Source organism: Streptomyces sp. NPDC050121, from assembly GCF_044460385.1.
GTDB classification, from domain to species: domain Bacteria; phylum Actinomycetota; class Actinomycetes; order Streptomycetales; family Streptomycetaceae; genus Streptomyces; species Streptomyces soliscabiei.
Map to the genome: position 1 here is coordinate 279,519 of NZ_JBITJV010000004.1, position 24,840 is coordinate 304,358.

The 24,840-nt window shown below is 70.8% G+C and carries 21 protein-coding genes and 1 pseudogene; 10 read left to right on the forward strand and 12 right to left on the reverse strand.

Going from position 1 to position 24,840, the window contains the following annotated elements:
* Position 1: 1 nt before the first annotated feature.
* From ACIBTS_RS08400 to ACIBTS_RS08410, 3 genes are all read right to left on the reverse strand, one after another.
* On the reverse strand, positions 2-1,045 hold the full coding sequence (locus ACIBTS_RS08400) for a cytochrome P450 (protein ID WP_399317571.1): 1,044 nt from the start codon (positions 1,043-1,045) through the stop codon (positions 2-4).
* On the reverse strand, positions 1,042-1,893 hold the full coding sequence (locus tag ACIBTS_RS08405; RefSeq protein ID WP_399317573.1) for an ABC transporter transmembrane domain-containing protein: 852 nt from the start codon (positions 1,891-1,893) through the stop codon (positions 1,042-1,044). The genes ACIBTS_RS08400 and ACIBTS_RS08405 overlap by 4 nt, the downstream gene beginning before the upstream one ends.
* Positions 1,894-2,363: 470 nt before the next feature.
* Positions 2,364-2,702 (reverse strand): DUF5132 domain-containing protein, encoded by a 339-nt coding sequence (locus tag ACIBTS_RS08410; protein ID WP_319674406.1) that lies wholly within the window; start codon positions 2,700-2,702, stop codon positions 2,364-2,366.
* Positions 2,703-3,181: 479 nt separating this feature from the next.
* On the opposite strand from ACIBTS_RS08410, the gene ACIBTS_RS08415 reads away from it, so the two are divergent.
* From ACIBTS_RS08415 to ACIBTS_RS08435, 5 genes are all read left to right on the forward strand, one after another.
* Positions 3,182-4,672: a family 43 glycosylhydrolase gene (locus ACIBTS_RS08415; protein WP_399317575.1), complete on the forward strand. Its 1,491-nt coding sequence runs from the start codon at positions 3,182-3,184 to the stop codon at positions 4,670-4,672.
* A gap of 44 nt (positions 4,673-4,716) precedes the next feature.
* Positions 4,717-6,165, forward strand: a complete 1,449-nt coding sequence (locus ACIBTS_RS08420; RefSeq protein ID WP_399317576.1) for a family 43 glycosylhydrolase — start codon at positions 4,717-4,719, stop codon at positions 6,163-6,165.
* A gap of 130 nt (positions 6,166-6,295) precedes the next feature.
* Positions 6,296-7,063, forward strand: coding sequence for a polysaccharide deacetylase family protein (locus ACIBTS_RS08425; protein WP_399317972.1), 768 nt, complete (start codon positions 6,296-6,298; stop codon positions 7,061-7,063).
* 57 nt (positions 7,064-7,120) lie between these two features.
* Positions 7,121-7,561, forward strand: coding sequence for an SRPBCC family protein (locus ACIBTS_RS08430; RefSeq protein WP_399317578.1), 441 nt, complete (start codon positions 7,121-7,123; stop codon positions 7,559-7,561).
* A gap of 37 nt (positions 7,562-7,598) precedes the next feature.
* Positions 7,599-8,891, forward strand: coding sequence for a lanthionine synthetase LanC family protein (locus ACIBTS_RS08435; protein ID WP_399317580.1), 1,293 nt, complete (start codon positions 7,599-7,601; stop codon positions 8,889-8,891).
* On the opposite strand, the gene ACIBTS_RS08440 is transcribed toward ACIBTS_RS08435, so the two are convergent.
* The 5 genes and pseudogenes from ACIBTS_RS08440 to ACIBTS_RS08460 all read right to left on the reverse strand — a co-directional run bounded on the left by ACIBTS_RS08440 (position 8,843) and on the right by ACIBTS_RS08460 (position 14,212).
* Entirely contained in the window at positions 8,843-10,024 is a 1,182-nt protein-coding gene (locus ACIBTS_RS08440; RefSeq protein WP_399317581.1) for an XdhC family protein, read from the reverse strand. The two genes, ACIBTS_RS08435 and ACIBTS_RS08440, sit on opposite strands and share 49 nt — an antisense overlap.
* Positions 10,025-10,050: 26 nt before the next feature.
* Positions 10,051-10,209 (reverse strand): annotated as a pseudogene (locus ACIBTS_RS08445) (NCS2 family permease); the annotation flags it as partial.
* A gap of 63 nt (positions 10,210-10,272) precedes the next feature.
* Entirely contained in the window at positions 10,273-12,690 is a 2,418-nt protein-coding gene (locus ACIBTS_RS08450; protein WP_399317583.1) for a xanthine dehydrogenase family protein molybdopterin-binding subunit, read from the reverse strand.
* 2 nt (positions 12,691-12,692) lie between these two features.
* Entirely contained in the window at positions 12,693-13,322 is a 630-nt protein-coding gene (locus ACIBTS_RS08455; RefSeq protein WP_319674413.1) for a (2Fe-2S)-binding protein, read from the reverse strand.
* Complete coding sequence (locus tag ACIBTS_RS08460; RefSeq protein WP_399317585.1) at positions 13,322-14,212, reverse strand: FAD binding domain-containing protein; 891 nt, start codon at positions 14,210-14,212, stop codon at positions 13,322-13,324. The genes ACIBTS_RS08455 and ACIBTS_RS08460 overlap by 1 nt, the downstream gene beginning before the upstream one ends.
* A 415-nt stretch (positions 14,213-14,627) precedes the next feature.
* Here ACIBTS_RS08460 and ACIBTS_RS08465 point away from each other — a divergent pair, with 415 nt between their 5' ends.
* Positions 14,628-16,319: a PucR family transcriptional regulator gene (locus ACIBTS_RS08465; protein WP_399317587.1), complete on the forward strand. Its 1,692-nt coding sequence runs from the start codon at positions 14,628-14,630 to the stop codon at positions 16,317-16,319.
* 195 nt (positions 16,320-16,514) lie between these two features.
* Positions 16,515-17,288, forward strand: a complete 774-nt coding sequence (locus ACIBTS_RS08470; RefSeq protein WP_319674416.1) for a hypothetical protein — start codon at positions 16,515-16,517, stop codon at positions 17,286-17,288.
* A gap of 411 nt (positions 17,289-17,699) precedes the next feature.
* On the opposite strand, the gene ACIBTS_RS08475 is transcribed toward ACIBTS_RS08470, so the two are convergent.
* Complete coding sequence (locus tag ACIBTS_RS08475) at positions 17,700-18,587, reverse strand: GntR family transcriptional regulator (RefSeq protein WP_399317589.1); 888 nt, start codon at positions 18,585-18,587, stop codon at positions 17,700-17,702.
* Between the two features lie 619 nt (positions 18,588-19,206).
* On the opposite strand from ACIBTS_RS08475, the gene ACIBTS_RS08480 reads away from it, so the two are divergent.
* Positions 19,207-20,268: a DUF2637 domain-containing protein gene (locus ACIBTS_RS08480; RefSeq protein ID WP_399317590.1), complete on the forward strand. Its 1,062-nt coding sequence runs from the start codon at positions 19,207-19,209 to the stop codon at positions 20,266-20,268.
* 91 nt (positions 20,269-20,359) lie between these two features.
* Here the strand turns inward: ACIBTS_RS08480 and ACIBTS_RS08485 are convergent, their stop codons facing one another.
* Positions 20,360-20,848 carry an ATP-binding protein gene (locus ACIBTS_RS08485; RefSeq protein ID WP_079658790.1) on the reverse strand — a complete coding sequence of 163 codons (489 nt, stop codon included), beginning with the start codon at positions 20,846-20,848 and terminating at the stop codon, positions 20,360-20,362.
* A gap of 446 nt (positions 20,849-21,294) precedes the next feature.
* Here ACIBTS_RS08485 and ACIBTS_RS08490 point away from each other — a divergent pair, with 446 nt between their 5' ends.
* Positions 21,295-21,861 (forward strand): hypothetical protein, encoded by a 567-nt coding sequence (locus ACIBTS_RS08490; RefSeq protein ID WP_399317592.1) that lies wholly within the window; start codon positions 21,295-21,297, stop codon positions 21,859-21,861.
* A 13-nt stretch (positions 21,862-21,874) separates the two neighbouring features.
* Here the strand turns inward: ACIBTS_RS08490 and ACIBTS_RS08495 are convergent, their stop codons facing one another.
* Positions 21,875-22,390, reverse strand: a complete 516-nt coding sequence (locus ACIBTS_RS08495; protein ID WP_399317974.1) for a hypothetical protein — start codon at positions 22,388-22,390, stop codon at positions 21,875-21,877.
* Between the two features lie 170 nt (positions 22,391-22,560).
* Positions 22,561-23,208, reverse strand: a complete 648-nt coding sequence (locus ACIBTS_RS08500; protein WP_399317594.1) for a hypothetical protein — start codon at positions 23,206-23,208, stop codon at positions 22,561-22,563.
* Between the two features lie 223 nt (positions 23,209-23,431).
* Here ACIBTS_RS08500 and ACIBTS_RS08505 point away from each other — a divergent pair, with 223 nt between their 5' ends.
* A complete protein-coding gene (locus ACIBTS_RS08505; RefSeq protein ID WP_399317596.1) occupies positions 23,432-24,832 on the forward strand; it encodes a helix-turn-helix domain-containing protein in 1,401 nt (466 codons plus the stop codon).
* Positions 24,833-24,840: the final 8 nt, after the last annotated feature.

Sequence of the window (24,840 nt, forward strand, 5' to 3'; positions counted from 1 at the left end):
GTCACTTCCTCTCTCGGACGGTGGTGTCGGTGGTGTAGGTGACCGGGAGCTCCGTCAGCCGGCGTTGCAGCGGGTTGGGGCGCCACCGCAGTTCCTCGGCTGCGACGGCCAACCGCAGGCCGGGCAGCCGGCGGACGAGGGTGCCGACGGCCAGCTCGGTCTCCAGCCGGGCCAGGGGCGCGCCGAGGCAGAAGTGCGGCCCGTGACCGAAGCCGAGGTGACGGTGGGCGGGGCGGGCCAGGTCGAGCCGGTCGGGATCCTTGTGGCGGTCGGGGTCGCGGCCCGCCGAGGCGAGGAAGAGATACACGAGGTCGCCGGCGGGCAGGGTGCGCCCGCCCAGCGGCACGTCCTCGGCCACCACCCGGACGATGGCCTGGCTGGGAGTGTCGTAGCGGACCATCTCGTCGACGGCCGTCCGGATCAGCTCCGGTTCGGCGCGCAGCCGGGCCAGCTGGTCCGGGTGGCGGAGCAGGGCCAGGACGCCGTTGCCGATGAGGTTCGTCGTGGTCTCGTCGCCCGCGGTGATCAGCAGGAAGCATGTGGACAGCAGTTCGTGGTCCGTGAGCCGGTCGCCGCGGGCCTGCGCGGTGACCAGCGCGCTGATCAGGTCGTCGCCGGGGGCGGCGCGCCGCTGCGCGGCCAGCTCGGTCAGATACGCCTCGAAGGCGTCGACGACCCGCTCGGCGCGCTCGATGTCCTCGTGGATCCGGCCGAGCCCGCGGAACCACTCCTTGACGCGGTCCCGGTCGGCGTCGGGGATGCCGAACAGCTCACAGACCACGGTGTGCGGGAGCGGCGAGGCGACCGCGGTGAGCAGGTCGGTCGTCGGCCCCGCGGCGAGCGCGTCGTCGACCAGCCGGTCCACGACCTCCTGGATCCGTTCCCGCAGCTGCTCGACCCGGCGGGCGGTGAACGCCTTGTTGACGAGCCCCCGCAACCGGGCGTGGTCCGGCGGGTCGGTGTTGCTCATGACCCGCCCGAGCCGCGCCGTCAGCCGGCTCAGGTCGCGCATCCGGCCGTCCCGGGCAACCAGTGCCCCGGTCATCCGCTCACGGTCGTTCGACAACCGCGGGTCGCCCAGGGCCTGTTCGACGTGGGCGTCCCGGGTGACGTACCAGACGCCCTGCGGCGCCCGGTACACCGGGCACTCGGCGCGCATCCGGGCGTAGGTCGGGTAGGGGTCGTGGCGGAACGCGTCCGAAGGAAGGCGATCCAGGCGATCTCGGGGGCCAGCAGCAGGAAAGCCGGAACCAACACCAGGAAACTGGCGAAGAGTTGGACGACGTCGCCCGCCGCCGTCGCGAAGAAGGCGCCGAGTTGGGTGACCTCTTCGGTGAGGACCCCGGCGATGCGGCTGGTGCGCTCGCCCTCCAGATGGCGCAGTTCGAGCTTCTGCACCTGGGCGTAGGTTGCGCTGCGCCAGTCGTGCTCGACGGTCTGACCGAGTCGCCGCCATTCCACGCTCGCCGCGTAGGACAGGCCGGCGACGGCGGCGCAGGTCACGGCGGCGGCGCCCGCGAGGAACCACAACTGGGTTGAGGCGCCGGTCAGTCCGAGAGCGAGAAGGGGTGCGGCCTCGCCCTTGATGAGGACGAGCGCGATCCAGCCGAGGAAGAGACCCAGCGCCACCTCGGCCAGCTGGCATGCGACGGAGAGCCCGGAGGCGAGACAGAGCCGGGGTCTGTGCGGGCCGACGATGTCGAGCAGGGAGCGCAGAGAGGATCTCGGCCGGGGCGGCGACGCCTCGTCGGCGATGGAGCCGGGCGGGTGTGTGCCGTCGGCTGCCGCGCGCACGGCCCGGCGTACGACGAGGACGGTGGCGGTGACGACGGCGCCGAGGACGGCGAGCGGTTTGCGCAGGAGCTTGCCGGGGCCGAGGGCGAGCGCGGCCACCGTCGCGCCGCCTGCGAGGGCCAGGGCGGGGGCCGGGGTGCGCGTGGGGGCAGAGGCGGGGGCGGAGGCAGAGGCGGGGGCGGTGCTCGGGGCGTTTTGGCTGAGGGGTGTGGTGGGTCGCCGTTGCGCGGCCCGGAAAACGGTCGCCAGGGAATCACGGATGATTCTTCCGACCTCAATGCTTTCCAGGCGTGGATCGTGGAGGACGAGAACACTTCCCGTGACTCCGCTGACCTTTGCCGTCCGTACGCCAGGAGATTTTTCGAGAACGCTTTCCAGGACTTTCGCGAAACGCGTTCTGCCCGCCATTTCGGCAATCTTCCAACGTTGCCGCCCAGGAATCTCAGAGCACATTCTCAGCGAGTATGTTTCCGCGTTTTCCCGGCCCGACTTCTGTACGGCCGCAGTCCCCACCAGCAATGTCATGTTCAGCAGACCCCCGAGCCGTTTCCCCTTCGAGGCGTGTGCGTTCAGTTCGCCTTGCCGGTGCCGACGGCGGCCGTGCGCCCCTTGGCGGGCCCCTTGGGATGGGGGACGGCGGCGGTGGTTTCCTGAGCGCCCGACTGCGCCTGCGGGTGCGACAGCGGATCCGGCTGACCACTGCCCCCCATCTGCGCCGCGACGACTTCGGCGGTAACCTCGGCGGCGAGATCCTGCAAGCCCTCGCCGGCTTCTTGCGCGGCGCGCTTCACTTCGAGCACCAGCCCCACCGACGTTTTCACCAGTCCTCGCATCAGCGGTTTGACGACCCGCTTGGCCAGGGGTGCGGCGATGAGACCGATCAGGAACGGGGGAACTACGGGAGGCATGAGTCGTACCCCTTCTTTTCGGGGGCGGAAACTCATTACCCCCGGCATTTGCGAACCCGCATCAGCGTATCGGAGTCCCGAGGGCAGAAACCAAGCCGAGACCTGTCCCGTCACCCGGAAGAGTAATGCGCCGCGAGGAAACCAGCCGGTTCAGGCCAGAAACCAGGCCCCATCCAGCCGGTTCGGACCGGTCGGCAACGGAGGAACCAGTGGCCGAACCGACCACCTTTCCCCATTAATTTCACGGAGCGTGCGGAAAAAAGGTGGCCAGTAAATGCAGAGACGATACGGCGCTCCGCGCAGACCCGCGCCGGGCCGGCGGCACAGCGGTCGCCGCATTCCATCCCGGCCCCCGCGTCCGCATCGCGGCCTGCCGAAACCATTGACGAGGACATGGTGGCCCTTTATCTTCTGGCCGAAGTTACGAACCATGTTCGAAATTGCGAACAGGTGGCTTCATGGACAAGGGACGGTCCTGTATGCCTCGGATGTACCGCCGCAGACCCCTGCTCGTCTGCGTGTCGGCGCTCCTCGTCGCCCTGGTGGCGGCGACCCAGCCGGTGTCCGCGGCGGACGGCCGCCCGTACACCAACCCGCTGAAATCCGCCAAGGGCGCCGACCCCTGGCTGGAGTACTACGACGGCAACTACTACCTGATCACCACGACGTTCACGGGTGTCCTCGGCATCCGCAAGGCGCCGACCCTGGCGGGTCTCGCGACCGCGCCCACCGTGCAGGTGTGGTCGGACACCACGTCGACCCGCAACAACAACATCTGGGCACCGGAGATCCACCAGTTCAACGGCCACTGGTACCTGTACTACTCGGCGGGACAGGGCGGCACCGCCTGCTGCGACTCCCAGCGCACCCATGTCCTGGAGAGCGCCGGCACCGACCCGCTGGGCCCCTACACCTACAAGGGGTCCCTCACCGGTTCCAACCTCACGCCGGGCGGCTGGCTGATCGACGCAAGCGTCCTGCAGGCGAACGGAAAGCTGTTTCTCGTCGGAAGCGGTTTTGTGAACGGCGGCCCGCAGAGTCTGGTCATCGCGCCGATGAGCAACCCGTACACGCTGTCCAGCAGCACCTTCACGGTGATCTCCAGCCCGACGCTGAGCTGGGAGACCTCGGGTTCACCGGTGAACGAGGGCCCCGAGCCGCTGTACCACGACGGCCGCACCTTCCTCACCTACTCCGCGAGCTTTTGCCAGACCGCCGACTACAAGCTGGGACAGCTCGAGTTGACGGGCAGCGACCCGTTGAACCCGGCGTCCTGGACCAAGAAGCAGACGCCCGTCTTCCAGCGCAGCGACACCAACGGCGTCTACGGTCCGGGCCACAACGGTTTCTTCACCTCGCCCGACGGCACCGAGAACTGGATCGTCTACCACGCCAACTCGTCCGCGAGCGGCGGCTGCGGCAACGGCCGGACGACCCGCGCCCAGAAGTTCACCTGGAACGCCGACGGCACCCCGGACTTCGGCACCCCCGTCGCGCTCGGCACGACGCTTCCCGGCCCGTCCGGCGAGACGGCGACGACTCCGACGTCGTACACCCTCGTCAACCGCAACAGCGGCAAGTGCCTGGACGTCGAGGGCGGCGCCATCGCCAACGGCACGAACATCTTCCAGTGGACCTGCACCGGCGGAGCCAACCAGAAGTGGCGGATCGAGGACCAGGGCGACGACACCAGCCGGCTGGTGAACGTGGCCACCAATGGGGTGATGGACACCGCCGACTGCTCCACCGCCGACGGCGCCGATCTGCGTCAGTGGTCCTGGCTGAACAACAAGTGCCAGCGTTTCCGGCTCGTTTTCACCGCGAGCGGCGACTACGTCCGGCTCGTCGGCGAGAACAGCGGCAAGGTCGCCGACGTCGCGGACTGCGGTACCGCGAACGGCACCGACGTACGGCAGTGGACCTGGCTGAACAACGCCTGCCAGCAGTGGCGTCTCGTGCCGACCACCTGAACCCTCTCCCCTCTTTGTCTCCCTTACCCATCTGGAGAACTCCCTTGAGACGCAACGCCGTTCGGCTGTTCCTGGCCGGTCTCGTCGCCCTCGCGGCCGTCCTCACCGGCCTGGGCGCCCCGGCCCAGGCCGCCGTGCCCGACTCCCCCGCGGTGACGTACACCAACCCGATCGCCGAGAAGCGCGCCGATCCGCACATCTACCGGCACACCGACGGCTACTACTACTTCACCGCCACCGTCCCCGAGTACGACCGCATCGTGCTGCGCCGGGCGACGACCATCCAGGGCCTGTCGACGGCCCAGGAGGTCACCATCTGGACCAAGCACAGCAGCGGGGTCATGGGCGCCCACATCTGGGCGCCGGAGATCCACTTCATCGACGGCAAGTGGTACGTGTACTTCGCGGCCGGGTCCACCAGTGACGTGTGGGCGATCCGGATGTACGTCCTCGAGGGCACCGGCGCCAACCCGCTCACCGCGACCTGGGCCGAGAAGGGCCAGATCAAAACGACCTGGGAGAGCTTCTCGCTCGACTCCACAACCTTTGTCGTCAACGGTGTCCGCTACCTCGCCTGGGCTCAGCGCAACCCCTCCGAGAACAACAACACCAGCCTGTTCATCGCGAAGCTCGCCAACCCCTGGACGATCCAGGGCACTCCGGCGGAGATCTCACAGCCGACGCTCTCCTGGGAAACGGTCGGCTACAAGGTCAACGAGGGGCCCGCGCTGATCCAGCACGGCGGAAAGGTCTTCCTGACCTACTCGGCGAGCGCGACCGACGCCAACTACTGCCTCGGCATGCTGACCGCCTCCGCGACGGCCGACCTGACCGACCCGGCGTCCTGGACCAAGGGGTCGCAGCCCGTCTTCAGGACGAACGCCTCGACCTCGCAGTACGGGCCGGGCCACAACTCGTTCACGGTGTCCGAGGACGGAAAGTCCGACATCCTCGTCTACCACGACCGCAGCTACAAGGACATCACCGGCGATCCGCTGAACGACCCCAACCGCCGCACCCGCGTGCAGAAGGTGTACTGGAAGGCCGACGGCACGCCCGACTTCGGCATCCCGGTCGCCGACGGCGTCACCCCGCAACGGTTCTCCTCGTACAACTACGCGGACCGTTTCATCCGCCACTGGGAGTACCGCGCCCGCATCGAGGCGAACGTCAGCCCGCTCGCCGACTCACAGTTCCGGGTGGTGACCGGTCTCACGGGAACCGGCACCGTGTCGCTGGAGTCGGCCGACTTCCCCGGCTACTACCTGCGGCACAAGAACTTCGAGGTGTGGCTGGAGAAGAACGACGGCACGTCGACGTTCGCCTCCGACGCGAGTTTCTACCGACGGGCCGGGCTCGCCGACTCCGCGGGGATCTCGTACGAGTCCTCCAACTACGCCGGCCGTTACCTCCGCCACTACGACTACCTGCTGTACGTGCAGACGCCGAGCACGACGACGGACAAGGCAGACGCGACCTTCTACGCCCAGTGAGAGCCTCGCCGACGTGATGTCGGCCCCACGGGCGGGCTGCCGACAGCGCGGCAGCGGCACGGCATCGAGACTATACATAGGACGTATACGCTCTATGTATAGTCTCGGCATGCCTAATCTGACCAGGAAGATGAAGAACACGGGGGCCTGGTTGCGTCCCGCCGCCATCTCTGCGGCGGCCGCTTGCCTGACGGTCACGCTGGCCGGCTGCGGCGGTGCCGACACCACCCACCCGAGCGCCGCCCGCGCCCATCCCGCGGCCACCACCCAGGCCGCCCGCTTCGGCGCCGTGGACTGCCGGGAGGCGAAGTGCATCGCCCTCACCTTCGACGCGGGCCCCAGCGAGAACTCAGCCCGGCTGCTGGACATCCTCAAGGAGAAACAGGTTCCGGCGACCTTCTTCCTGCTGGGTGCGCGGCACATCGAGAAGTATCCGGAGCTCGTCAGACGCATGGCCGCCGAGGGACACGAGGTGGCCAGCCACACCTGGGACCACAAGATCCTCACGCAGATCACACCGGCGGAGATACGCGAGGAGCTGCAGCGCCCCAACGACGCGATAGAGCGCCTCACCGGCCGCCGTCCCACCCTGATGCGCCCGCCGCAGGGCCGCACGAACGAGACCGTGCACAAGATCTCCCGCGAGCTGGGCCTCGCCGAGGTGCTGTGGTCGGTGACCGCCAAGGACTACACGACGACCGACTCCGCGCTGATCCAGCGCCGGGTCCTCGCACAGGCCGACCGGGACGGCATCATCCTGCTGCACGACATCTACGACGGGACCGTACCGGCCGTGCCCGGGATCATCGACGCGCTGAAAGAGCGCGGATACGTTTTCGTGACGGTTCCCCAGTTGCTGGCGCCCGGGGAGGCTCAGCCGGGGCGGGTCTACCGCTGACCGGTGAGCCGGAGGGTCATCCTCCGCCGGACGGTCCTGACTGCCTACGATCTCCGCGTGGTCATTTTCCGGCTGGAACGCACGGCACCGCTCTCCCTGGACGACGCCTGGCGTCGACTGACCGAGTGGTCCCGGCACGGCGACGTGGTACCGCTCACCCGCGTGTCCGTGCTCACTCCCTCGCCGACCCGCGAGGGCACGCTCTTCGTGGCGCGAACGGGTTTCGGCCCCGTAGCCTTCGCCGACCGGATGGAGGTGACCGTCTGGCAACCACCGACCTACGACGAGCCGGGCCGGTGCCGACTGGAGAAGCGGGGCCGGGTCGTCCTGGGCTGGGCCGAGATCGAGGTACGGCCGGGGCCGGGCGGGCGGGCCCGCGTGGTCTGGCGCGAAGAGTTGCGGGTGCGGTTCCTGCCGGCCTTCGTCGATCCACTCCTCGGGGCCACGGCCCGCACGGTGTTGAGCCGGGCGGTCAACCGGCTGCTCCGCAGACCATGACTGTTCGGGTGCCCCGTGCCCATGTCAGGGTGAGGGCATGTCGGAAGCGGACCAGGTCGAGGAACTTGCGGTGGACGCCCTGCGCTGGATGCGGGGCGCCGCGCGGGACACCGGGGACGGTGGGCTCGGCTGGTCCGTCAGACCCTCCGACGACCACGTCGAGCCGATGCTCTACAACGGGACGGCCGGCGTCGTACCCGTACTCCTCGAGGCATGGCGGCACTTCGGCGACGACACGTACGCCGACACCGCTGTGCGCGCCGCCCGCAGCCTCACGGAGTGTGTCGACGACCACCCCGACGACTCCCTGTACTTCGGTCTCACCGGCATCGCCCTCGTGTTGCGCACCGTCCACCGCGAACTCGGCGACCACGCGGCCGGCGCCGCCGCGGACCGGGCCTTGGAACGCGTGCGGTCACGTTTCGACGGAACCCGCTGGGGCGCCCTGTTCGAGCTGATGGGCGGCAACGCGGGCATCGGACTGGGTGCGCTGCTGTGCGGCGACGCCGAGTCGGCGCTCGACGCACTGGAGCCGTACGCGCGGACGGCCGAGCCGACCGCGGCGGGCGTGACCTGGCAGTGGCGCAGCGGCGCCGAGCTCCGACTGCACCACCTCGCACACGGCGCTCTCGGCATCGCGTACGCGCTCGCCGCCGTCGGAGCGGCCACGGACCGCGAGGATCTCGTCGAGCTGGCGCGGGCCGCGGTGGCGGAGGTCGTGTCCCGTGACGAGGCCGGACCGGAGGGCTTCCTCGTCCCGTACTCCCACCCGCAGCCCAGCTCCGACCGCGTGGAGCGCCACAACTACGGCTGGTGTCACGGGCCGGCCGGCGACGCCCAGGTCTTCCGGCTGTTGCGGGACGCCTGCGGCGGGCCCTCCTGGTCGGACCTCGCCGACCGCTGCTGGCACACCGTGACCCACTCCGGTCTGCCACGACGATCGCGGCCCGGTTTCTGGGACAACAACGGGCGCTGCTGCGGAACCGCGGGCGTGCTGGCGCTGGCCTGCGACCGGATCGCCGAGCAGGGCGACTCCCCCGACTTCGCCCGGGTGCTCGTCGCGGACCTCGTCTCGCACGCGATCCGGGACGGCGACGGCGCGCGCTGGTCCAATGTCGAGCACCGGGTCACTCCGAGCGACCTCGAACCGCAGACCGGGTGGGCGATGGGCAACGCCGGCATCGCGCGCGAGCTGCTGCGCTACGTGCGGGTGTGCATTGGCGGCGACCCCCGCTACGCGTTCGCCTGGCCGGACCAGCCGGCCGTGCGCGGGGCGGCGGCTCAGGCCACCGAGCCGATCCGCCGAGCGGGCACCGACGTCACGTCGTGATGGATCGGCGTGCGCGCCCCGGTGAGGGAGACACCGCTGCCGCCCCGCCGGTTGGCGACGATTTCCGCGGCGATCGACAGCGCCGTCTCCTCGGGCGTACGGGCGCCCAGGTCGAGGCCGATGGGTGAGCGCAGGCGTGCCAACTCCAGCTCGGTGACGCCCACTTCGCGCAGCCGGTCGTTGCGGTCGAGGTGGGTGCGGCGGGAGCCCATCGCGCCGACATAGGCGACCGGGAGGCGCAGCGCCAACCGGAGCAGGGGGACGTCGAACTTGGCGTCGTGCGTGAGGACGCACAGGACGGTCCGCGCGTCCACCTCGGTGCGCTCCAGGTACCGGTGCGGCCACTCGACGACGATCTCGTCGGCCTGCGGGAAGCGGCTTTCGGTCGCGAAGACGGGTCGCGCGTCGCACACCGTCACGTGGTAGTTCAGGAACTTGCCGACGCGTACCAGCGCCGACGCGAAGTCGATCGCGCCGAACACGATCATCCGGGGCGCGGGCACGGACGACTCGACGAGGACGGTGAGCGGGGCCCCGCAGCGGGAGCCCCGCTCGTCGATCTCCAGGGTGCCGGTGCGACCGGCGTCGAGGAAGGCGGCGGCCTCGGCTGCGACCGTGCGGTCCAGCTCGGGATGGGCCCCGAAGCCACCGCTGTAGTAACCGCTGTCGTAAGAGACGTTGTCGTCGTTTTCGTCGGTGCGGACGAGCAGTGCGCGGCCGACCAGGTCCGCCGGGCCGGTCACGATCCGTGCCAGCGCGGCCGCCCGGCCGGAGGCGGCCGCATCGAGGGCGGCCGTGATCACCGGGCGGCCGGGGTCGCCGGCCCGCACCGGGGTGATGAGGATGTCGATGATCCCGCCGCAGGTGAGTCCCACGGCGAAGGCGTCGTCGTCGCTGTAGCCGAAGCGTTCGAGGACCGGCTCCCCGTCCTGAAGCGCCTGCCGGCACAGCTCGTAGACCGCGCCCTCCACGCAGCCACCGGAGACCGAGCCGATCGCCGTGCCGTCGGCGTCCACCGCGAGGGCGGCGCCCGGCCGGCGGGGCGCGCTGCCGCCGACGGCCACCACGGTGGCCACGGCGAAGTCACGGCCCTGCTCGACCCACCGGTTCAGTTCCTCGGCGATGTCCAGCATCTCTCGGTCTCCTTGACTACGGTTGCGTGGAGGGCGAAGTACACGAGGAAAATCGCCGTCAGGCCCCACATGAAGGCCCCGATCTCCCGCGCCCTGCCCTGCGCGGCCTTGATGGCGACGTAGGAGACGACGCCCGCGGCGACACCGGTGGTGACGGTGTACGTGAAGGGCATCAGGACGACGGTCGGAGAACAGTTGAGGGTCCGGGGGCGGCGCCCCCGGGCGTCAGGCGCTCAGACCCCGTGGGGTCACGTTCCGGTGAGGTGTTCCGGACGTACCGGAGTGCGGTTGAGCTCCAGCCCGGTCGCGTCGCGGATCGCCGCGAGGACGGCCGGGGTCGAGGACAGGGTGGGCGCCTCGCCGACGCCACGGAGCCCGTAGGGGGCGTGGTCGTCGGCGAGTTCGAGCACGTCGACGGGGATGGTCGGCGTGTCGAGAATCGTGGGGATCAGATAGTCCGTGAAGGACGGGTTCCTGACCTTCGCCGTCTTCGGGTCGACGATGATCTCCTCCATGACCGCCACGCCCAGCCCCTGGGTCGTGCCGCCCTGGATCTGACCGATCACGGAAAGCGGATTCAGCGCTTTTCCGACGTCCTGCGCGCAGGCCAGCTCGATGACCTTGACCAGGCCGAGCTCGGTGTCGACCTCGACGACGGCGCGGTGTGCGGCGAAGGAGTACTGGACGTGTCCGAAGCCCTGTCCGGTGCGCAGGTCGAAGGGTTCGGTCGGCCGGTGCCGCCACTCCGCCTCGACCTCGACGGCCTCTCCCTCGAGCACGTCGACCAGGTCGGCGAGAACCTCACCGCCGTCGGTGACGACCTTGCCGCCCTCCAGGAGCAGTTCGGCGGTGGCCCAGGCCGGGTGGTAGGAGCCGAACTTGCGGCGCCCGAGCTCCAGGACCTTCTCCCGGACGAGCTCGCAGGAGTTCTTGACCGCGCCGCCGGTGACGTACGTCTGCCGGGAGGCCGAGGTCGAACCGGCGCTGCCCACCTCCGTGTTGGCCGGGTGGATGGTCACCTGCGCGACGCCCAGCTCGGTGCGGGCGATCTGCGCGTGGACGGTGACACCGCCCTGGCCGACCTCGGCCATGGCCGTGTGGACGGTCGCGACGGGCTCGCCCGCGATGACCTCCATGCGGACCTTGGCGGTCGAGTAGTCGTCGAAGCCCTCGGAGAAGCCCACGTTCTTGATGCCGACGGCGTAACCGATTCCGCGAACGACGCCCTCGCCGTGCGTGGTGTTGGACAGACCGCCGGGCAGCTGCCGGACGTCCGCTCCCTCGCTGCTCTCCCACTGGCGCTCCGGCGGCAGCGGCATCGCCTTGACGCGGCGCAGGAGTTCGGCGACCGGCGCCGGGGAGTCCACCGCCTGCCCGGTCGGCAGCAGGCTGCCCTGCTCCATCGCGTTGAGCCGGCGGAACTCGACCGGGTCCATGCCGAGTTCGGCCGCCACCTTGTCCATCTGCGCCTCGTAGGCGAAGCACGCCTGGACCGCGCCGAAACCGCGCATCGCGCCGCAGGGCGGGTTGTTGGTGTAGAGGGCGATGGCCTCGATCTCGACGTCGTCGACGACGTAGGGGCCGATACCGAGCGAGGAGGCGTTTCCCACGACGGCCGGGCTGGCGGAGGCGTACGCGCCGCCGTCCAGGACGATCCGGCACTTCACATGGGTCAGCTTGCCCTCACGGGTGGCCCCGTGCTCGTAGTACAGCTTGGCCGGGTGGCGGTGGACGTGGCCGAAGAAGGACTCGAAACGGTTGTAAACGATCTTGACGGGTTTTCCGGTGCGCAGGGCCAGCAGGCAGGCGTGGATCTGCATGGACAGGTCCTCGCGGCCGCCGAACGCGCCGCCGACGCCGGCCAGTGTCATCCGCACCTTGCTCTCGGGCAGGCCGAGGACGGGTGCGATCTGGCGCAGGTCGGAATGGAGCCACTGGGTGGCGATGTAGAGGTGGACGCCGCCGTCCTCCTCCGGCACGGCGAGGCCGGACTCCGGGCCGAGGAAGGCCTGGTCCTGCATGCCGAAGGTGTACTCGCCCTTGACGATCACATCGGCGCGCCCGGCCGCCTCGGTCGCGTCGCCGCGGATGATCGGCTGGCGGTGGAGGATGTTCGGGTGCGGGACGTGAGTGATGTGGTGGTCGTCGCGGCCCTCGTGGACGAGGATCGCGTCCGGGGCGGTCGCGGAGGCCTCGTCCGTGATGACCGGCAGTTCCCGGTACTCCACCTTGATCTTGGCGGCGGCGCGGCGCGCGGTCTCGGGGTGGTCGGCGGCGACGATCGCGACGGGTTCGCCGTGATGGCGCACCTTGCCGTGGGCCAGGACCGGCGTGTCCTGGATCTCCAGACCGTAGTTCCTCACGTCGGAGGGCAGGTCGTCGTACGTCATCACGGCGTAGACGCCGGGGGTCGCGAGGGCCTCTGACGTGTCGATGGACACGATCTCGGCGTGGGCGACCGTGGAGCGCAGGATCTGACCCCAGAGCATGTCCTCGTGCCACATGTCGGAGGAGTACGCGAACTCTCCGGTGACCTTGAGCGTGCCGTCGGGGCGGAACGTGGACTCCCCGATGCCGCCCTTGGTCCGTGACCCCTGGGTGATCTTGGTGGGTGCGCCGATGGGGGCACCGCCCGCTCGAGCGAATTCGAGAGTGCGGGAAGGCATCGTCAGACCACCTCTCCCTGCCGGGCGGCCGCCAGGCGGACCGCGTCCATGATTTTCTCGTAACCGGTGCAGCGGCACAGGTTGCCGGAGAGCGCCTCGCGGATGTCCGCATCGGTCGGGTTCGGGTTGCGTTCCAGCATCTCGTCGGCGGCGACCAGCAGCCCCGGAGTGCAGAAGCCGCACTGGACGGCACCGGCGTCGATGAACGCCTGCTGGATCGGGGCGAGTTCGGTGCCCTCGCCGGTCTGGGAGTCGTGACCCTTGGGCTGCCATCCCCTGGCCTCGTCGAGCGAGGTCCCCGGGACGCCCGACGCGCTCGCCTCGACCGGCCCGTCCGACGTTCCACAGGAACCGGTTCCACAACCGCCGTGTTCGGCGCGCTGCTTGGCGTACTCGGCGAGCCCCTCGACGGTGACCACGTCACGCCCCTCCGCCTGACCGGCGGCGACCAGGCAGGAACAGACCGGGACGCCGTCCAGCCGGACCGTGCACGAGCCGCACTCGCCCTGCTCGCAGGCGTTCTTGGAACCGGGAAGGCCGAGCCGCTCCCGCAGCACGTACAGCAGGCTCTCGCCCTCCCACACGTCGTCGGCTTCCTGCGGACGTCCGTTGACGGTGAAGTTGACGCGCATCACGCAGCTCCCTCGGTGGTGCGGCGGGCGCCGCGGTACGACTCCCAGGTCCAGGTCAGCGTGCGGCGGGCCATCACGCCCACCGCGTGACGGCGGTAACTGGCCGTTCCCCGTACGTCGTCGATCGGGTTGCAGGCGGCGGAACACAGGTTTGCGAACTGCTTGGCGACCGACGGGGCGATGATTTTCCCGTTGTCCCAGAAACCGCCTTCTTCGAGCGCCGCGTTGAGGAAGTCCTCCGCGGCTGCGGCCCGGATCGGGGTGGGCGCGGCGGAACCGATGCCGGTGCGGACGGTCCGGGTCTCGGGGTGCAACGCCAGGCCGAAGGCGCAGACGGCGATGACCATGGCGTTGCGGGTGCCGACCTTGGAGTACTGCTGCGGTCCGTCGGCCTTCTTGATGTGGACGGCGCGGATCAGCTCGTCGGGGGCGAGGGCGTTGCGCTTGACGCCGGTGTAGAACGCGTCGATCGGGATCCGGCGCGAGCCGCGCACCGACTCGGCCTCGACCTCGGCGCCGGCGGCGAGCAGGGCGGGGTGGGCGTCGCCGGCCGGGGAGGCGGTGCCGAGGTTGCCGCCGACGCCGCCGCGGTTGCGGATCTGCGGAGAGGCCACGGTGTGCGAGGCGAGGGCGAGGCCCGGCAGCTCGGCGCGCAGGTTCTCCATGATCCGGGTGTACGGGACGGAGGCGCCCAGCCGCACGCTCTCCTCGCCGACCTCCCACTCGTAGAGGTCACCGACCCGGTTGAGGTCGAGCAGGTACTCGGGCCTGCGGTGGTCGAAGTTGATCTCGACCATCACATCGGTGCCACCCGCAATGGGCACAGCGGTGGGGTGCTCGGCCTTGGCGGCGAGCGCCTCCTCCCAGCTGGCGGGGCGAAGGAAGTCCATGACCGGCTCTCTTCTTCGTCTCGTGCGTCTCGGAGTCGTATCGGCTGTCGATGGCGACCGACGGCCGAATCGATCGAGCCAGAATCGGGTGCGGCGGGCCCGGCTCGGTCATGTGCTGTTCACGTGGAGTGAGGCCAGTACACAGTGCCTTGCTCCAGCCCGGTCAGTCACCGAAAGCATGAAGGAATTGGCTGGTCGACCGGGGCATCTTGTAGATTCGTATGAACGGAGGTCATCAGTAACCTCCTCGTTTTCCTGTGGAAACGTAGGAAACAGCCTGGCAATCAAAGAATGCGGTGCGTGACTGTCCGCCGCGGCGGTCCGGCCCCGGTGGGCAGGACCGGCGGCGGGTGTCTTCCCGCCACATCCTTCAAGATTCATCGTAGATTTCGAGACACAGAACGGCGGCGACGAGATGCGGCTGCGCGCCCTGCTGGACACCGATGCGCTGGGCCTGAGGCTCCTCGGCGGCGAGGACGAGCTGGACCGCGCGGTGCGGGGTGTCATGACCACCGACCTGCGGGACCCCAGCCGCTACCTCTCCGGCGGTGAGCTGGTGCTGACGGGCCTGGCGTGGCGCCGGGACGCGGCGGACTCCGAGCCGTTCGTGCGGATCCTGGTGCAGGCCGGGGTGGCCGCGCTCGCGGCGGGTGAGGCGGAGCTGGGCGACATCCCGGAGGACCTGGTCGTGGCCTGTGCCCGGCACCGTCTGCCGCTGTTCGCGGTGCACGAGTCGGTGGCCTTCGCGACGATCACCGAGCACGTGGTGCGGCAGGTGTCCGGCGAGCGCGCCGGGGATCTCGCGGCCGTCGTGGACCGGCACCGCCGGATGATGACCTCGGGCCCGGCGGGCGGCGGCCCGGACGTGGTCCTGGACCTGCTCGGCTCGGACCTGGACCTGCGCGCCTGGGTGCTGTCCCCCACCGGTCGGCTGATCGCGGGCCCGAAGGGAGCGGGCCCCGGCCTGCCCGCCGAGGTGTGCGCGAAGCTCGCGGCGGAGCAGCTGGCGGCCGTCCGGACGGGCCGGCGCGGACCGCACCGGGTGCTGGTCGGCCAGGCGACGTACTCACTGTTCCCGATCCGCAGCAGCGGCCGCGCCCCGCAGACCGCCCAGAGCCCGAAGGCCGGCCGGGACGTGCGCGAGAGCGTGCTGTCGGACTGGCTGCTGGCCGTCGAGGCCGACGCCGGGGACTGGGCGGACGAGCGCCTCGACCTGCTGCAGGGCGTCACCCAGCTGATCGCGGTGGAGCGGGACCGCCGGGACGCCGCGCGCACGGTGCGCAGGCGCCTGGCGCAGGAGGTGCTGGAGCTGGTCCAGACGGGCGCGGCCCCGGCGGAGATCGCGGCCCGGCTGCGGGTGGCCGCGCCGGTGCTGCTGCCGGGACTGGGGGCCGCGCCGCACTGGCAGGTGGTCGTGGCCCGCGTCGAGTGGGAGGACGGCGGCCCGGAGGCCGGCCCGGTCGCCCAGTCGCTCCTGGAGGAGATCCTGGTCGACCCGCTCGCCACCGGCCCGGAGCCCTCCGACCGCATCGCCGTCGCCCACACAGGTGCGGAGGCCGTCGCCCTCGTACCGCTGCCGGCGGTGTCGAGCGAGCACGACGGCTCCGAGAGCGGCGTCCTCGCCGACGCGCTCCTGACGACCGTACGGGAACCGCTGTCGGCGGGTCTCGACGGCGACGGCCGGCTCACGCTGGGCGTCAGCGCGGCCGTGCATTCGGCGGAGGGGCTGCGCGGGGCGCTGGAGGAGGCGCGGCACGCGCGACGGGTGGCCGCCGCCCGGCCGGGGCGGGTGTGCGCGGCCGGGCACCAGGAACTGGCCTCGCACGTGCTCCTGCTCCCGTTCGTCCCGGACGACGTCCGCAGAGCGTTCACCGCCCGTCTCCTGGATCCCCTGCGCGACTACGACCGACGCCACCGCGCCGAGCTGATCCCGACGCTGGAGGCGTTCCTCGACTGCGACGGCTCATGGACCCGTTGCGCCTCCCGCCTGCACCTGCATGTCAACACATTGCGTTACCGAGTGGGGCGGATCGAGCAGTTGACGAGCCGTGACCTGTCGCGCCTGGAGGACAAGCTGGACTTCTTCCTGGCCCTGCGCATGAGCTGACAACCGGCTGACAAGAAACAGAGGCCGGTTGCCCCCGTCCTGCTGTCCGTCGGCCGGCCGTCCGTCGAAACCTTCGGGGACGGAGAGTCCCACGACTTTGTGAAATCTTTCACCCGCCCCCTTGGCTCGGTGCCGCGATTCGTGCTGAGATGCGGCCACCACTCAAAGCTCGACGGCGCGCTCGGGGAGGGCAACGTGGCGTACACCGCCATGTCCGGTACCGGAACGACCTCAGGTGACGACCCCCTCCAGACGGCGGTATGGCGGCTGCGCTCGCGGGCCTGCTGGTCCGACGCGGCGGCTCTGATCCCGCCCGACACGGCGCAGGGCGCGATCCAGCGGGCCGCGCTGCTCGTGGAGCGGTGCCTGTACACCGAGCAGGGCTGGCAGGACGCCGAGGACGCGCTGCGGGCGGCGGAGGCGCTGGCCCACGACGACGAGGAGCGGGGCGCCGCCGCTTGTGAACGGGGGCAACTTGCGTACGCCGCCACGGTGCACGGGGTGCGCGACCGGGTGGACGAGGCGCGGGCCGCGCTCGGCCGGGCGGCGGCGCTGATCCCGCCGGACGCGGTCGGCCGGGCGCTGCTGGACTTCCGCCGGGGCCTGCTCGCGGAGAACATCGCCCGTTCCCCGCAGGCCGCGAGGGCCGCCTACCGCCGCGCCCACACGGCGGCCGCGGCGCACTCGGACTCGCTGCTGCTGTCCTTCACCTGGCGCCACCTCGCCGGACTCGCCCTGCGCGACGGCGAGATGGCGGAGGCCCGCCACGGCTTCGCCGAATCCCTGCGCATCCGGGAGGAGTTGGGCTACTTGGTGGGCACAGCACCGGCACTCGCCTCACTGGCGGACGCGGAAACAGAACCGGAGGCCTCCCGACTACGCGAGGAGGCACGACGCCTGTTCCGCCTCCTCGGAGGCGTCCCCACCTGGCTGGCAAGACAGTTGACACCCCCGGCAGCGACGGCGTAGGGACGACGGCGACTCAGGGGGCGTAGGGACGACGGGGGCTCAGGGGAGCGTAGGGACGACGGCACTCACGGGGGCGTGGGCCCGGCGGGCGCTCACGGGGGCGTGGGTCCGGCGGGGCTCACGGGGGCGTGGGGCCGGCGGGGCTCACGGGGGCGTGGGGCCGGCACGGGCTCGCGGGGGCGTGGAGACCGGAGGCTGGGAGGCTCGGGAGCCGGGAGACTGGGGGCCGAGAGACGCCAGGCTTGTCCGTGGCGGGCGCGGCGGATTCAGCCCGTCCGGCGTTTGAGGACGAGGCCCTTTCGGGGCCGAAGCGGGGGTCTGGGGGCGGCAGCCCCCAGCAGGCCGGCGCGCACGCGGCGCGCACGCGGCGCGCACGCGGCGCGCACGCGGCGCGAACCACGAACCGTCCGCTCAGGCCGCGCCGGCGAAGTGCTCTCGCACCACCGCCTGCACCACGTCCAGATCCCGTGCCGTCAACGCCTCCAGCAGCGTCAGGTGCTCCGTCGCGTCCGCCACGAGGTCGGCCCGTGCGCGCGAGACGGGCCCGCCGACCAGCGGCCACTGCGACCGCCGGTGCAGATCCTCGGCGACCCCGACCAACTGCTCGTTGCCGGTGAGGGCGAGCATCGCCCGGTGGAAGACCCGGTCGGCCTCCGCGTACGTGACCCGGCAGCCGGAGGCCGCCGCGCGCATGCCCGCCTCGGCGAGCGGCCGCAGCTCCGCCCACCGCTCGGCAGGCACCGTACGGGCGAGCCGCAGCATCACGGGAATCTCGATCAGCGCCCGCACCTCGGCCAGCTCGGCGAGCTCGCGCGTACCCCGCACGATCACCCGGAACCCCCGGTTGGGGACGACCTCGACGGCGCCCTCCATCGCGAGCTGCTGCATCGCCTCCCGGACCGGCGTCGCGGAGACCCCGAAACGTTCCCCGAGGACCGGCGCCGAGTACACCTCGCCCGGCCGCAGGTCCCCGGCGACCAGCGCGGTGCGCAGCGCGTCGAGGATCTGGCCGCGCACCGAGGCGCGCTGGACGACCGGCCGGGGACGCGGGATCGGGGTCTCGCTGTGCGTGTGCTCACCGCGCGCGGCGCCCGCCGGGCCGCACGGCTCGCGGCCCGCGCCCTCGCCGAACTCACCCGCCTCACCGAACTGTCCGTACTCGGCCGCCCCTCCGCGCGACTGCGCCGGCACCCGAGCACGGTCCTCGGCCTCCTGCGCGGCCGGATCTCCGGTACCGATGGAGCCCTGCGCACTCTGCTCCACGGGGCCTCCTCCGGCCTTGTCGGTACTTGGGGTCATTACGGCGGGTTGTTACTCGTCCGTCAAGCACCTTAGGCGCACTGGCCGCCAGTTCAAATCCCAACGATACCGGATAAGGTAAGGCTTACCTTTAATCACCCCCAAAACGGAGGCCTCCCGAGCCTGACCCCTGGTACCTGCACCGCCGAGCGCCCCTGCCGGACCGGGCGACCGCTGCGCCTTCTGTGCGGTGCACCCCGGGGGCACCTGCGCCACCTGCGACGCCTACGCCACCCGCCCGCGCACCCGCGACGCCGACCGCGCCCCCAAGCTCACCGGCACCCCAACGAGTTGAGGCACCCTCAGGCACACTCGGCCACCCCCCGGCGACGGGACACGCCCGCAGGTCCCGTAAGATCACCCGGACGAGACTCCCTTTCGGTTACAGGCGATTCACAACTTTCTCACTTGTCACGGGAACTTTCCGTGGAACCACCCGTACGGGTAGTCTTATTCGAACTCAACTCCCGCCCCTCAAGCGGCAGTTCGAGCAGAACGTCGCCCTGGGCATCCCCTTGCACCTCCTTGGCGGCCTCTTGCCCCGAAACCCCCTGAGGGACGGCGGGATTGGGCCACTATGGCGGGCGTTACGCCCTATCCCAATGCAAGGGACCCCCAGATGAGACTGACCGACATATCGCTGAACTGGCTGCTTCCCGGCGCCGTACTGCTCCTGGGCATGCTGGCGGCGGTGGCGGTGCTCGCGCGCGGCAAGCGCTCCTCCGGGGCGAACGCGAGCGCGGACGACTCGTGGGAGCGCACCGAAGAGCGCCGCAGGCGCAAGGAAGCCATATACGGAACCGCTTCCTACGTCCTTCTGTTCTGCTGTGCGGCCGTCGCCGCCGCCCTCTCCTTCCACGGCCTGGTCGGCTTCGGCCAGCAGAACCTCGGCCTCACCAACGGTTGGGAATTGCTGGTCCCGTTCGGCCTGGACGGCGCGGCCATGTTCTGCTCCGTGCTCGCGGTGCGCGAGGCCAGCCACGGTGACGCGGCGCTCGGCTCCCGGATGCTCGTATGGACGTTCGCGGGCGCCGCGGCCTGGTTCAACTGGGTGCACGCACCCAGGGGCCTCGGCCACGACGGCGCACCGCAGTTCTTCTCCGGCATGTCCCTGTCGGCGGCCGTTCTCTTCGACCGGGCCCTGAAGCAGACCCGCCGGGCCGCGCTGCGCGAGCAGGGGCTGGTGCCCCGTCCGCTGCCGCAGATCCGCGTCGTGCGCTGGCTGCGGGCTCCTCGTGAGACCTACAAGGCGTGGTCGCTGATGCTCCTGGAAAACGTGCGCAGCCTGGACGAGGCCGTCGAGGAGGTCCGCGACGACAAGGTCCGCAAGGAGGAGACCAAGCTGCGCCGTCGCGAGCAGCAGCGGGTCGAGCGGGCCCAGTTGAAGGCGATCAGCCGAGGTCACGGTCGTTTCCCCGGCCGTGGTGGCGGCGGTGGCCGTCAGGTGGAGGCCCAGGCCGCCCTGGAGCGCGCCACGGCCGAGCGAGTTTCCGCGGAGCCTGCCATAGCGAACTCTGCGGAGCAGCTGCCCGTAAGGTCACGGCCCTCCCTGCAGCCCGTTCGCCACGGCTCCGACTCGTCGATCACCGTCGATCTCACCGCGGAGGACGACACGATGGCCCTGCCGCGCCTCGACTCCCTGGAGCGCAAGCTCAAGGACCTGGAGCAGCAGTTCGGCTGACGGACAGCTAGACACCACCGGGAAGGGGGCGCGACCACGACGGTCGCGCCCCCTTCCCGTTGCGTGTCGCTCCTCGCCCGTGGCCTGTCTTTCAGGCGGCTTCGGCTCCCAGCTCGAACCAGACGACCTTTCCGCCGCCCTGCGCCCGCACACCCCAGGTGTCCGCGAGGGACTCCACCAGGACCAGGCCCCGACCGTGCGTGCCCTCGTCGGGGCTGGGCATGCTCGGCCGGGGGTGGCGGGCCACGAAGTCCCGTACCTCCACCCGCAGGCCGGACGGTGAGACGGTGGCCGTCAGCACCGCGTCGTCGTCGGTGTGCACGAGTGCGTTGGTGACGAGCTCGCTGGTGAGCAGTTCCGCCGTCTCCGACCGGCCGGGTCTTCCCCAGCCCCGCAGCAGTTCCCGCAACGCCCGGCGCGCCTCGGGCACCGCCCGCAGATCCGCCCGTCCGAGCCTGCGGCTGAGCTGCGACGCCCCGTCCTGCTCCGCCACGTCCTCGGCTGTGCCCTCCCCTGTCCGTCTCGTCGCCGAGGTGCCCGCGATCGCCGTCGGACCGCTTCCCCAAGCCTGCCTCTCCATGACCCCCGCCCGCGTGTCGATGTCGGTTCCCCTCCTGCTCGAACACGTTCACGGGGATCCTTGCCCGGTCGATACCGGGCCAGTCATGTCGAATCATCAACGACCGGGTGTTCGGCCATGTTCGGGCGGGGCGCAGGGTCGCTCCCCCGCACTCCCGGGTCCTCCCCTGGTTTTCCCACGGGCGGCTGAGGGGCCGGCGGCGCCCGTCCGAACCACCGAGGAGGGCGCCGCGAAACAACCGACCGGACCCTGTTTCCAGCGCGTGCGGAGCGCGCGATGCGACGGTTCGTGTGTCGTGCGCCGCAAGGGGCCTGTGTGCCGTCGACCCGGTCCGTCGGGCACGCGCCGGGCGAACCGGTGCCGAGCGATCGGGCCCCTGGGCCCCGTACGAGCCGTCCGATAGCGGCACCAGGCGGGAAAGGCCCTGCTCGACAGGGTGAATCCGGTTGGCGGGGCGGGGCCCCGAGGAGCGGGCGGGCGGCTGCGGGAAGGCGGTGATCGGCCCCAGGCCCGGCGGCGACGAACCCGGCTTCCAGGCCGAGGGGACGGTGTACGACGGCGCGGTCGAACCCCTGAAGGGCGCGCGCCGGCGCAACCGGCACCCGAAGATCGCCTCCCCGGTGAGCGGTGGTGAGCCGGGGCATCCGCTCTGCGAGGCGGACGCCGACCCGGCCGCCCTCGCCCCCTTCCCGCCTACGCACCCGTGCGACCTGCTGACCGTCCGGGCTCGCACCGACTACGGATTCGCCCCTGCCGACCTGGCCGTACCCGAAGAAGAGGTGGGGCGGCTGATGCCGGACGGCCGGAGCGCTTTCCCGTTGCCGACGACATTGGCCGGAATGCACTGCTCCTCACACGGAAACGCAACGGAAACCGTGTCCCCCGTTTGCCCCCGCATACTCGGACTGCCGCAGCACGAGGCCCAAGGGCCTTTCGCACTACGGCAGTCCGAGATCCAAGCGATACCCGCCTGCGGTGCCCGGCCAAGAATGTCCCCGTGCCTGACCGCCTGACCGCCCAGCAGCCCTAACTGCCTTCGACTCCCGTCGTGCCGATGTGGAAGATCTTGTGGCCGCGGGTCATGTCGACGACCAGCTTGGTCGCTGTGTTGCTGCTCCAGGTGAGGGTGACGACCGCCTCCGTGTAGTTAGCCGTGCCGTTGGCGGTGACCTTCCATGCGAGCGGCACGTTCTGGGCCCGCAGGACGCCGTTGGCGTGGTTCTTGTCCTCCCAGGCGTTCAGTTCCTTCTGGAAGGCCGGGGTGAGGTAATGCTTGCGGAGCTCGTCCGCGAGCTTTCCGCCACCCTCGTCGGTCACCGCGTCGATGTAGGCGCCGTAGAAGTCGGCGATACGGGTGATGTTGTCGGACGACTTGCCGCTGACGCTGCGCGGGCTGCCGGCGGAGGCCTGGGCCGTCACGCCCAGCCCGAGGGCCAGGGCGAGGGCCGCGGCCACGGCGGCCCGGCGGCGAGTGGTACGAAGGCGGCTCGTGCTCTTGCCGGTCTCGCTGGGCTCGCTGGGCTTGCCGGTCAAGCTGATCATGCTCGTCATGTGCGTGTTCCCCGTATATCTCGTGTGTCGGGTCTGGCTGGACTTGTGGTCTGTCGGGTGACCAAGTGGTCGTGCGGGGCCGCCGCCCTCCCGACCCCCGTGACGGGAGGACGGCGGCCCCGGCTCTTCGCAGTGGTCGTACGCCTGTGGGGGTCGTGCGGTCAGCGAAGCTTGTTGACGGCCGTGACGGTTGTCTTCTTGAAGGCCTTCACCGGCGCGTCGTCGAAGTCGCCCAGCTGGCCCCAGTCCACGACCGTCACCCGCGTGCCGTCCCGGCCCACGGAGAGGAGGCGTATGTCGGTCGCGCCCCAGGACGTCTCGGTGTGCAGGCCGTAGACATGGGCTCCCTCCTCCACGTTCAGCTTCCCGTAGTCCTTGAGCGTGGCTGTGACCTCCGGGTCGGCCTGCTCGATCCGCGTGGCGCAGGACTTGATGTGCTCGTTGACCGACGCGAACCGCCACTTCGCCGCGCTGACGCTCGACAGTTCGAGGCTGACCTGACGGGCGCTGGTGTCGAGGTCGGTCCGGAAGTCCCGGTACCAGGAGCCCCATCCGTCGCCGAGCACCGTGCCGAGACAGCGGTCCGCCTCCACCTCCGGCGATGCGCCGGCGATGATCTCACCGGCCGTCCAGGGCGAGCTGGGGTGCGGCGGAAGGTCGGCGGCGGAGAGGAAGCCGGGCGGCTGCGGCGCGGCCGTACCCGCCGGTGCGGCGCCGGCGGGTACGGCGAGCAGGGTGCCGAGGGCGAGGCCCACGGCCGTGAGTGCGGTGAGCCCGGTGAGCGTGGCGGCTCGGATGCGCTTGGGCATGGGTGTCCCCCGTGAGTGGAGTGCATGGGTGTGGATCGTCGCCGCGACGCCGGTTGGTCGATCCGGCTCTGGTCGGGGCGACACCAAGAGCATCGGCGGACGGAACGGCCCGGTGCAACGGTCTTCGCCCGATCTGCCGTGGTGGAACCATCCCAGCCCATGTGACGTGCAGGTATATGGGTGCCTGGGATGACCGCCCGGGCCGGACGAGCACGGGGGAACGGTGTCGACCGACGACGGTGTGGGCGATGTGACGGAGTTCGCGGCGCTGCTGACGGAACTGAAGGGGCGCACGGAGCGCAGCTACGGCTCTCTCGCACGCCGACTGGGCATGAACACCTCGACGCTGCACCGGTACTGCGCGGGGGAAGCGGTTCCGCAGGATTTCGCCCCGGTGGAACGGCTCGCGGAGTTCTGCGGAGCGACCTCCGAGGAACGCCTCGAACTGCACCGGCGGTGGCTGCGTGCAGTGGCGGCCCGTCAGCAGCGGGCGGCGCGGAGCGTTACTGCCCCGGACGCACCGGAAGCACCGGAAGCACCGACGCTCCGGGAAACGCGGGGGACTTCAGAAGCCTTAGAAACCCTGGCAATGCCGGAAACGCCGGGCACATCGCCGGAAGCAGACACCCGGCCTTCGGCGGAAACAGAACCTCGGCAATCCGTCGGACAACAGGCACCGTCTCGCCGTTGGTACCGGCGTCGGCGCGTCACGGTCCTCGTCGGTGTCGCCTGCGCGATCCTCGCCACCCTGGGCAGCCTGTCCGCACTGCCCGGCGGCAACCACCCGTCGGCATCCGACGACGCCGGCCGGGCCCCGGGATCCACCGCCGACCCGTACCGGACGGCGTCCCCGCACCTTTCCCCCACGCCCACCACCAGCACGACCGCCTCCCCCACGCCCCGCTCCGCCTCGCCCTCCCCTCCGACCGGCCCCGGCAGGACCTCCCCCTCCCCGGACAGCGCCCCGGCCGGCGGCAGGGCCTCGGCCCCCGCGACGGGCGTACCGCTGCTGTGGACCGCCGACTCCCAGGTCTGGGCGCTCGGCTGCGGTCACGACTACATCATCGACAAACCTCCGGCGCAGGTGCCACCGCCCCCGGCTCAGCAGGACGCCGGTCAGTGGGCGTCGGCCCAGGGCGCCCTGCACGGGCGGGAGACCAACGTGGAGATCTCGGTGCAGGGCCGCGACTCGACGGCCGTCGTCCTGACGGCGTTGCGTGTGCGGGTCGTCGGCCGCGCCTCACCAGCGCAGGGCACCGTGTACGCCATGGACCAGGGCTGCGGCGGCTCGCTCAGCAAGCGGTACTTCGCAGTCGACCTGGACAAGGACCGTCCCGTCGCGCACTCGGTCGCCGGGAACGACGCGGGCACTCCGATCCCGGCGGTGAGCCTGCCCTACCGCGTGTCCAGCACGGACCCGGAGGTGCTGCTGGTCACGGCACGGACCGAGAGCTGCGACTGCAACTGGTACCTCGAACTCGACTGGTCGTCCGAGGGACGTACCGGCACGGTCCGCGTCGACGATCACGGCCGCCCGTTCCGCACGAGCGGTGTCAAGGGCCTGCCCCGCTACTGGTACGGCTCGGACAACGGCGAGCGCCAGTGGGTCCCCGCCACCGCCTGACCGCAGGC

Excerpts from the sequence above, each read along its gene's own strand:
- ACIBTS_RS08400 (WP_399317571.1), bottom strand. The coding sequence starts at position 1,045 with ATGACCGGGGCACTGGTTGCCCGGGACGGCCGGATGCGCGACCTGAGC.
- ACIBTS_RS08410 (WP_319674406.1), bottom strand. The coding sequence starts at position 2,702 with ATGCCTCCCGTAGTTCCCCCGTTCCTGATCGGTCTCATCGCCGCACCC.
- ACIBTS_RS08415 (WP_399317575.1), top strand. The coding sequence starts at position 3,182 with ATGCCTCGGATGTACCGCCGCAGACCCCTGCTCGTCTGCGTGTCGGCG.
- ACIBTS_RS08425 (WP_399317972.1), top strand. The coding sequence starts at position 6,296 with ATGAAGAACACGGGGGCCTGGTTGCGTCCCGCCGCCATCTCTGCGGCG.
- ACIBTS_RS08435 (WP_399317580.1), top strand. The coding sequence starts at position 7,599 with ATGTCGGAAGCGGACCAGGTCGAGGAACTTGCGGTGGACGCCCTGCGC.
- ACIBTS_RS08440 (WP_399317581.1), bottom strand. The coding sequence starts at position 10,024 with ATGCTGGACATCGCCGAGGAACTGAACCGGTGGGTCGAGCAGGGCCGT.
- ACIBTS_RS08450 (WP_399317583.1), bottom strand. The coding sequence starts at position 12,690 with ATGCCTTCCCGCACTCTCGAATTCGCTCGAGCGGGCGGTGCCCCCATC.
- ACIBTS_RS08455 (WP_319674413.1), bottom strand. The coding sequence starts at position 13,322 with ATGCGCGTCAACTTCACCGTCAACGGACGTCCGCAGGAAGCCGACGAC.
- ACIBTS_RS08460 (WP_399317585.1), bottom strand. The coding sequence starts at position 14,212 with ATGGACTTCCTTCGCCCCGCCAGCTGGGAGGAGGCGCTCGCCGCCAAG.
- ACIBTS_RS08465 (WP_399317587.1), top strand. The coding sequence starts at position 14,628 with ATGCGGCTGCGCGCCCTGCTGGACACCGATGCGCTGGGCCTGAGGCTC.
- ACIBTS_RS08475 (WP_399317589.1), bottom strand. The coding sequence starts at position 18,587 with ATGACCCCAAGTACCGACAAGGCCGGAGGAGGCCCCGTGGAGCAGAGT.
- ACIBTS_RS08480 (WP_399317590.1), top strand. The coding sequence starts at position 19,207 with ATGAGACTGACCGACATATCGCTGAACTGGCTGCTTCCCGGCGCCGTA.
- ACIBTS_RS08485 (WP_079658790.1), bottom strand. The coding sequence starts at position 20,848 with ATGGAGAGGCAGGCTTGGGGAAGCGGTCCGACGGCGATCGCGGGCACC.
- ACIBTS_RS08495 (WP_399317974.1), bottom strand. The coding sequence starts at position 22,390 with ATGATCAGCTTGACCGGCAAGCCCAGCGAGCCCAGCGAGACCGGCAAG.
- ACIBTS_RS08500 (WP_399317594.1), bottom strand. The coding sequence starts at position 23,208 with ATGCCCAAGCGCATCCGAGCCGCCACGCTCACCGGGCTCACCGCACTC.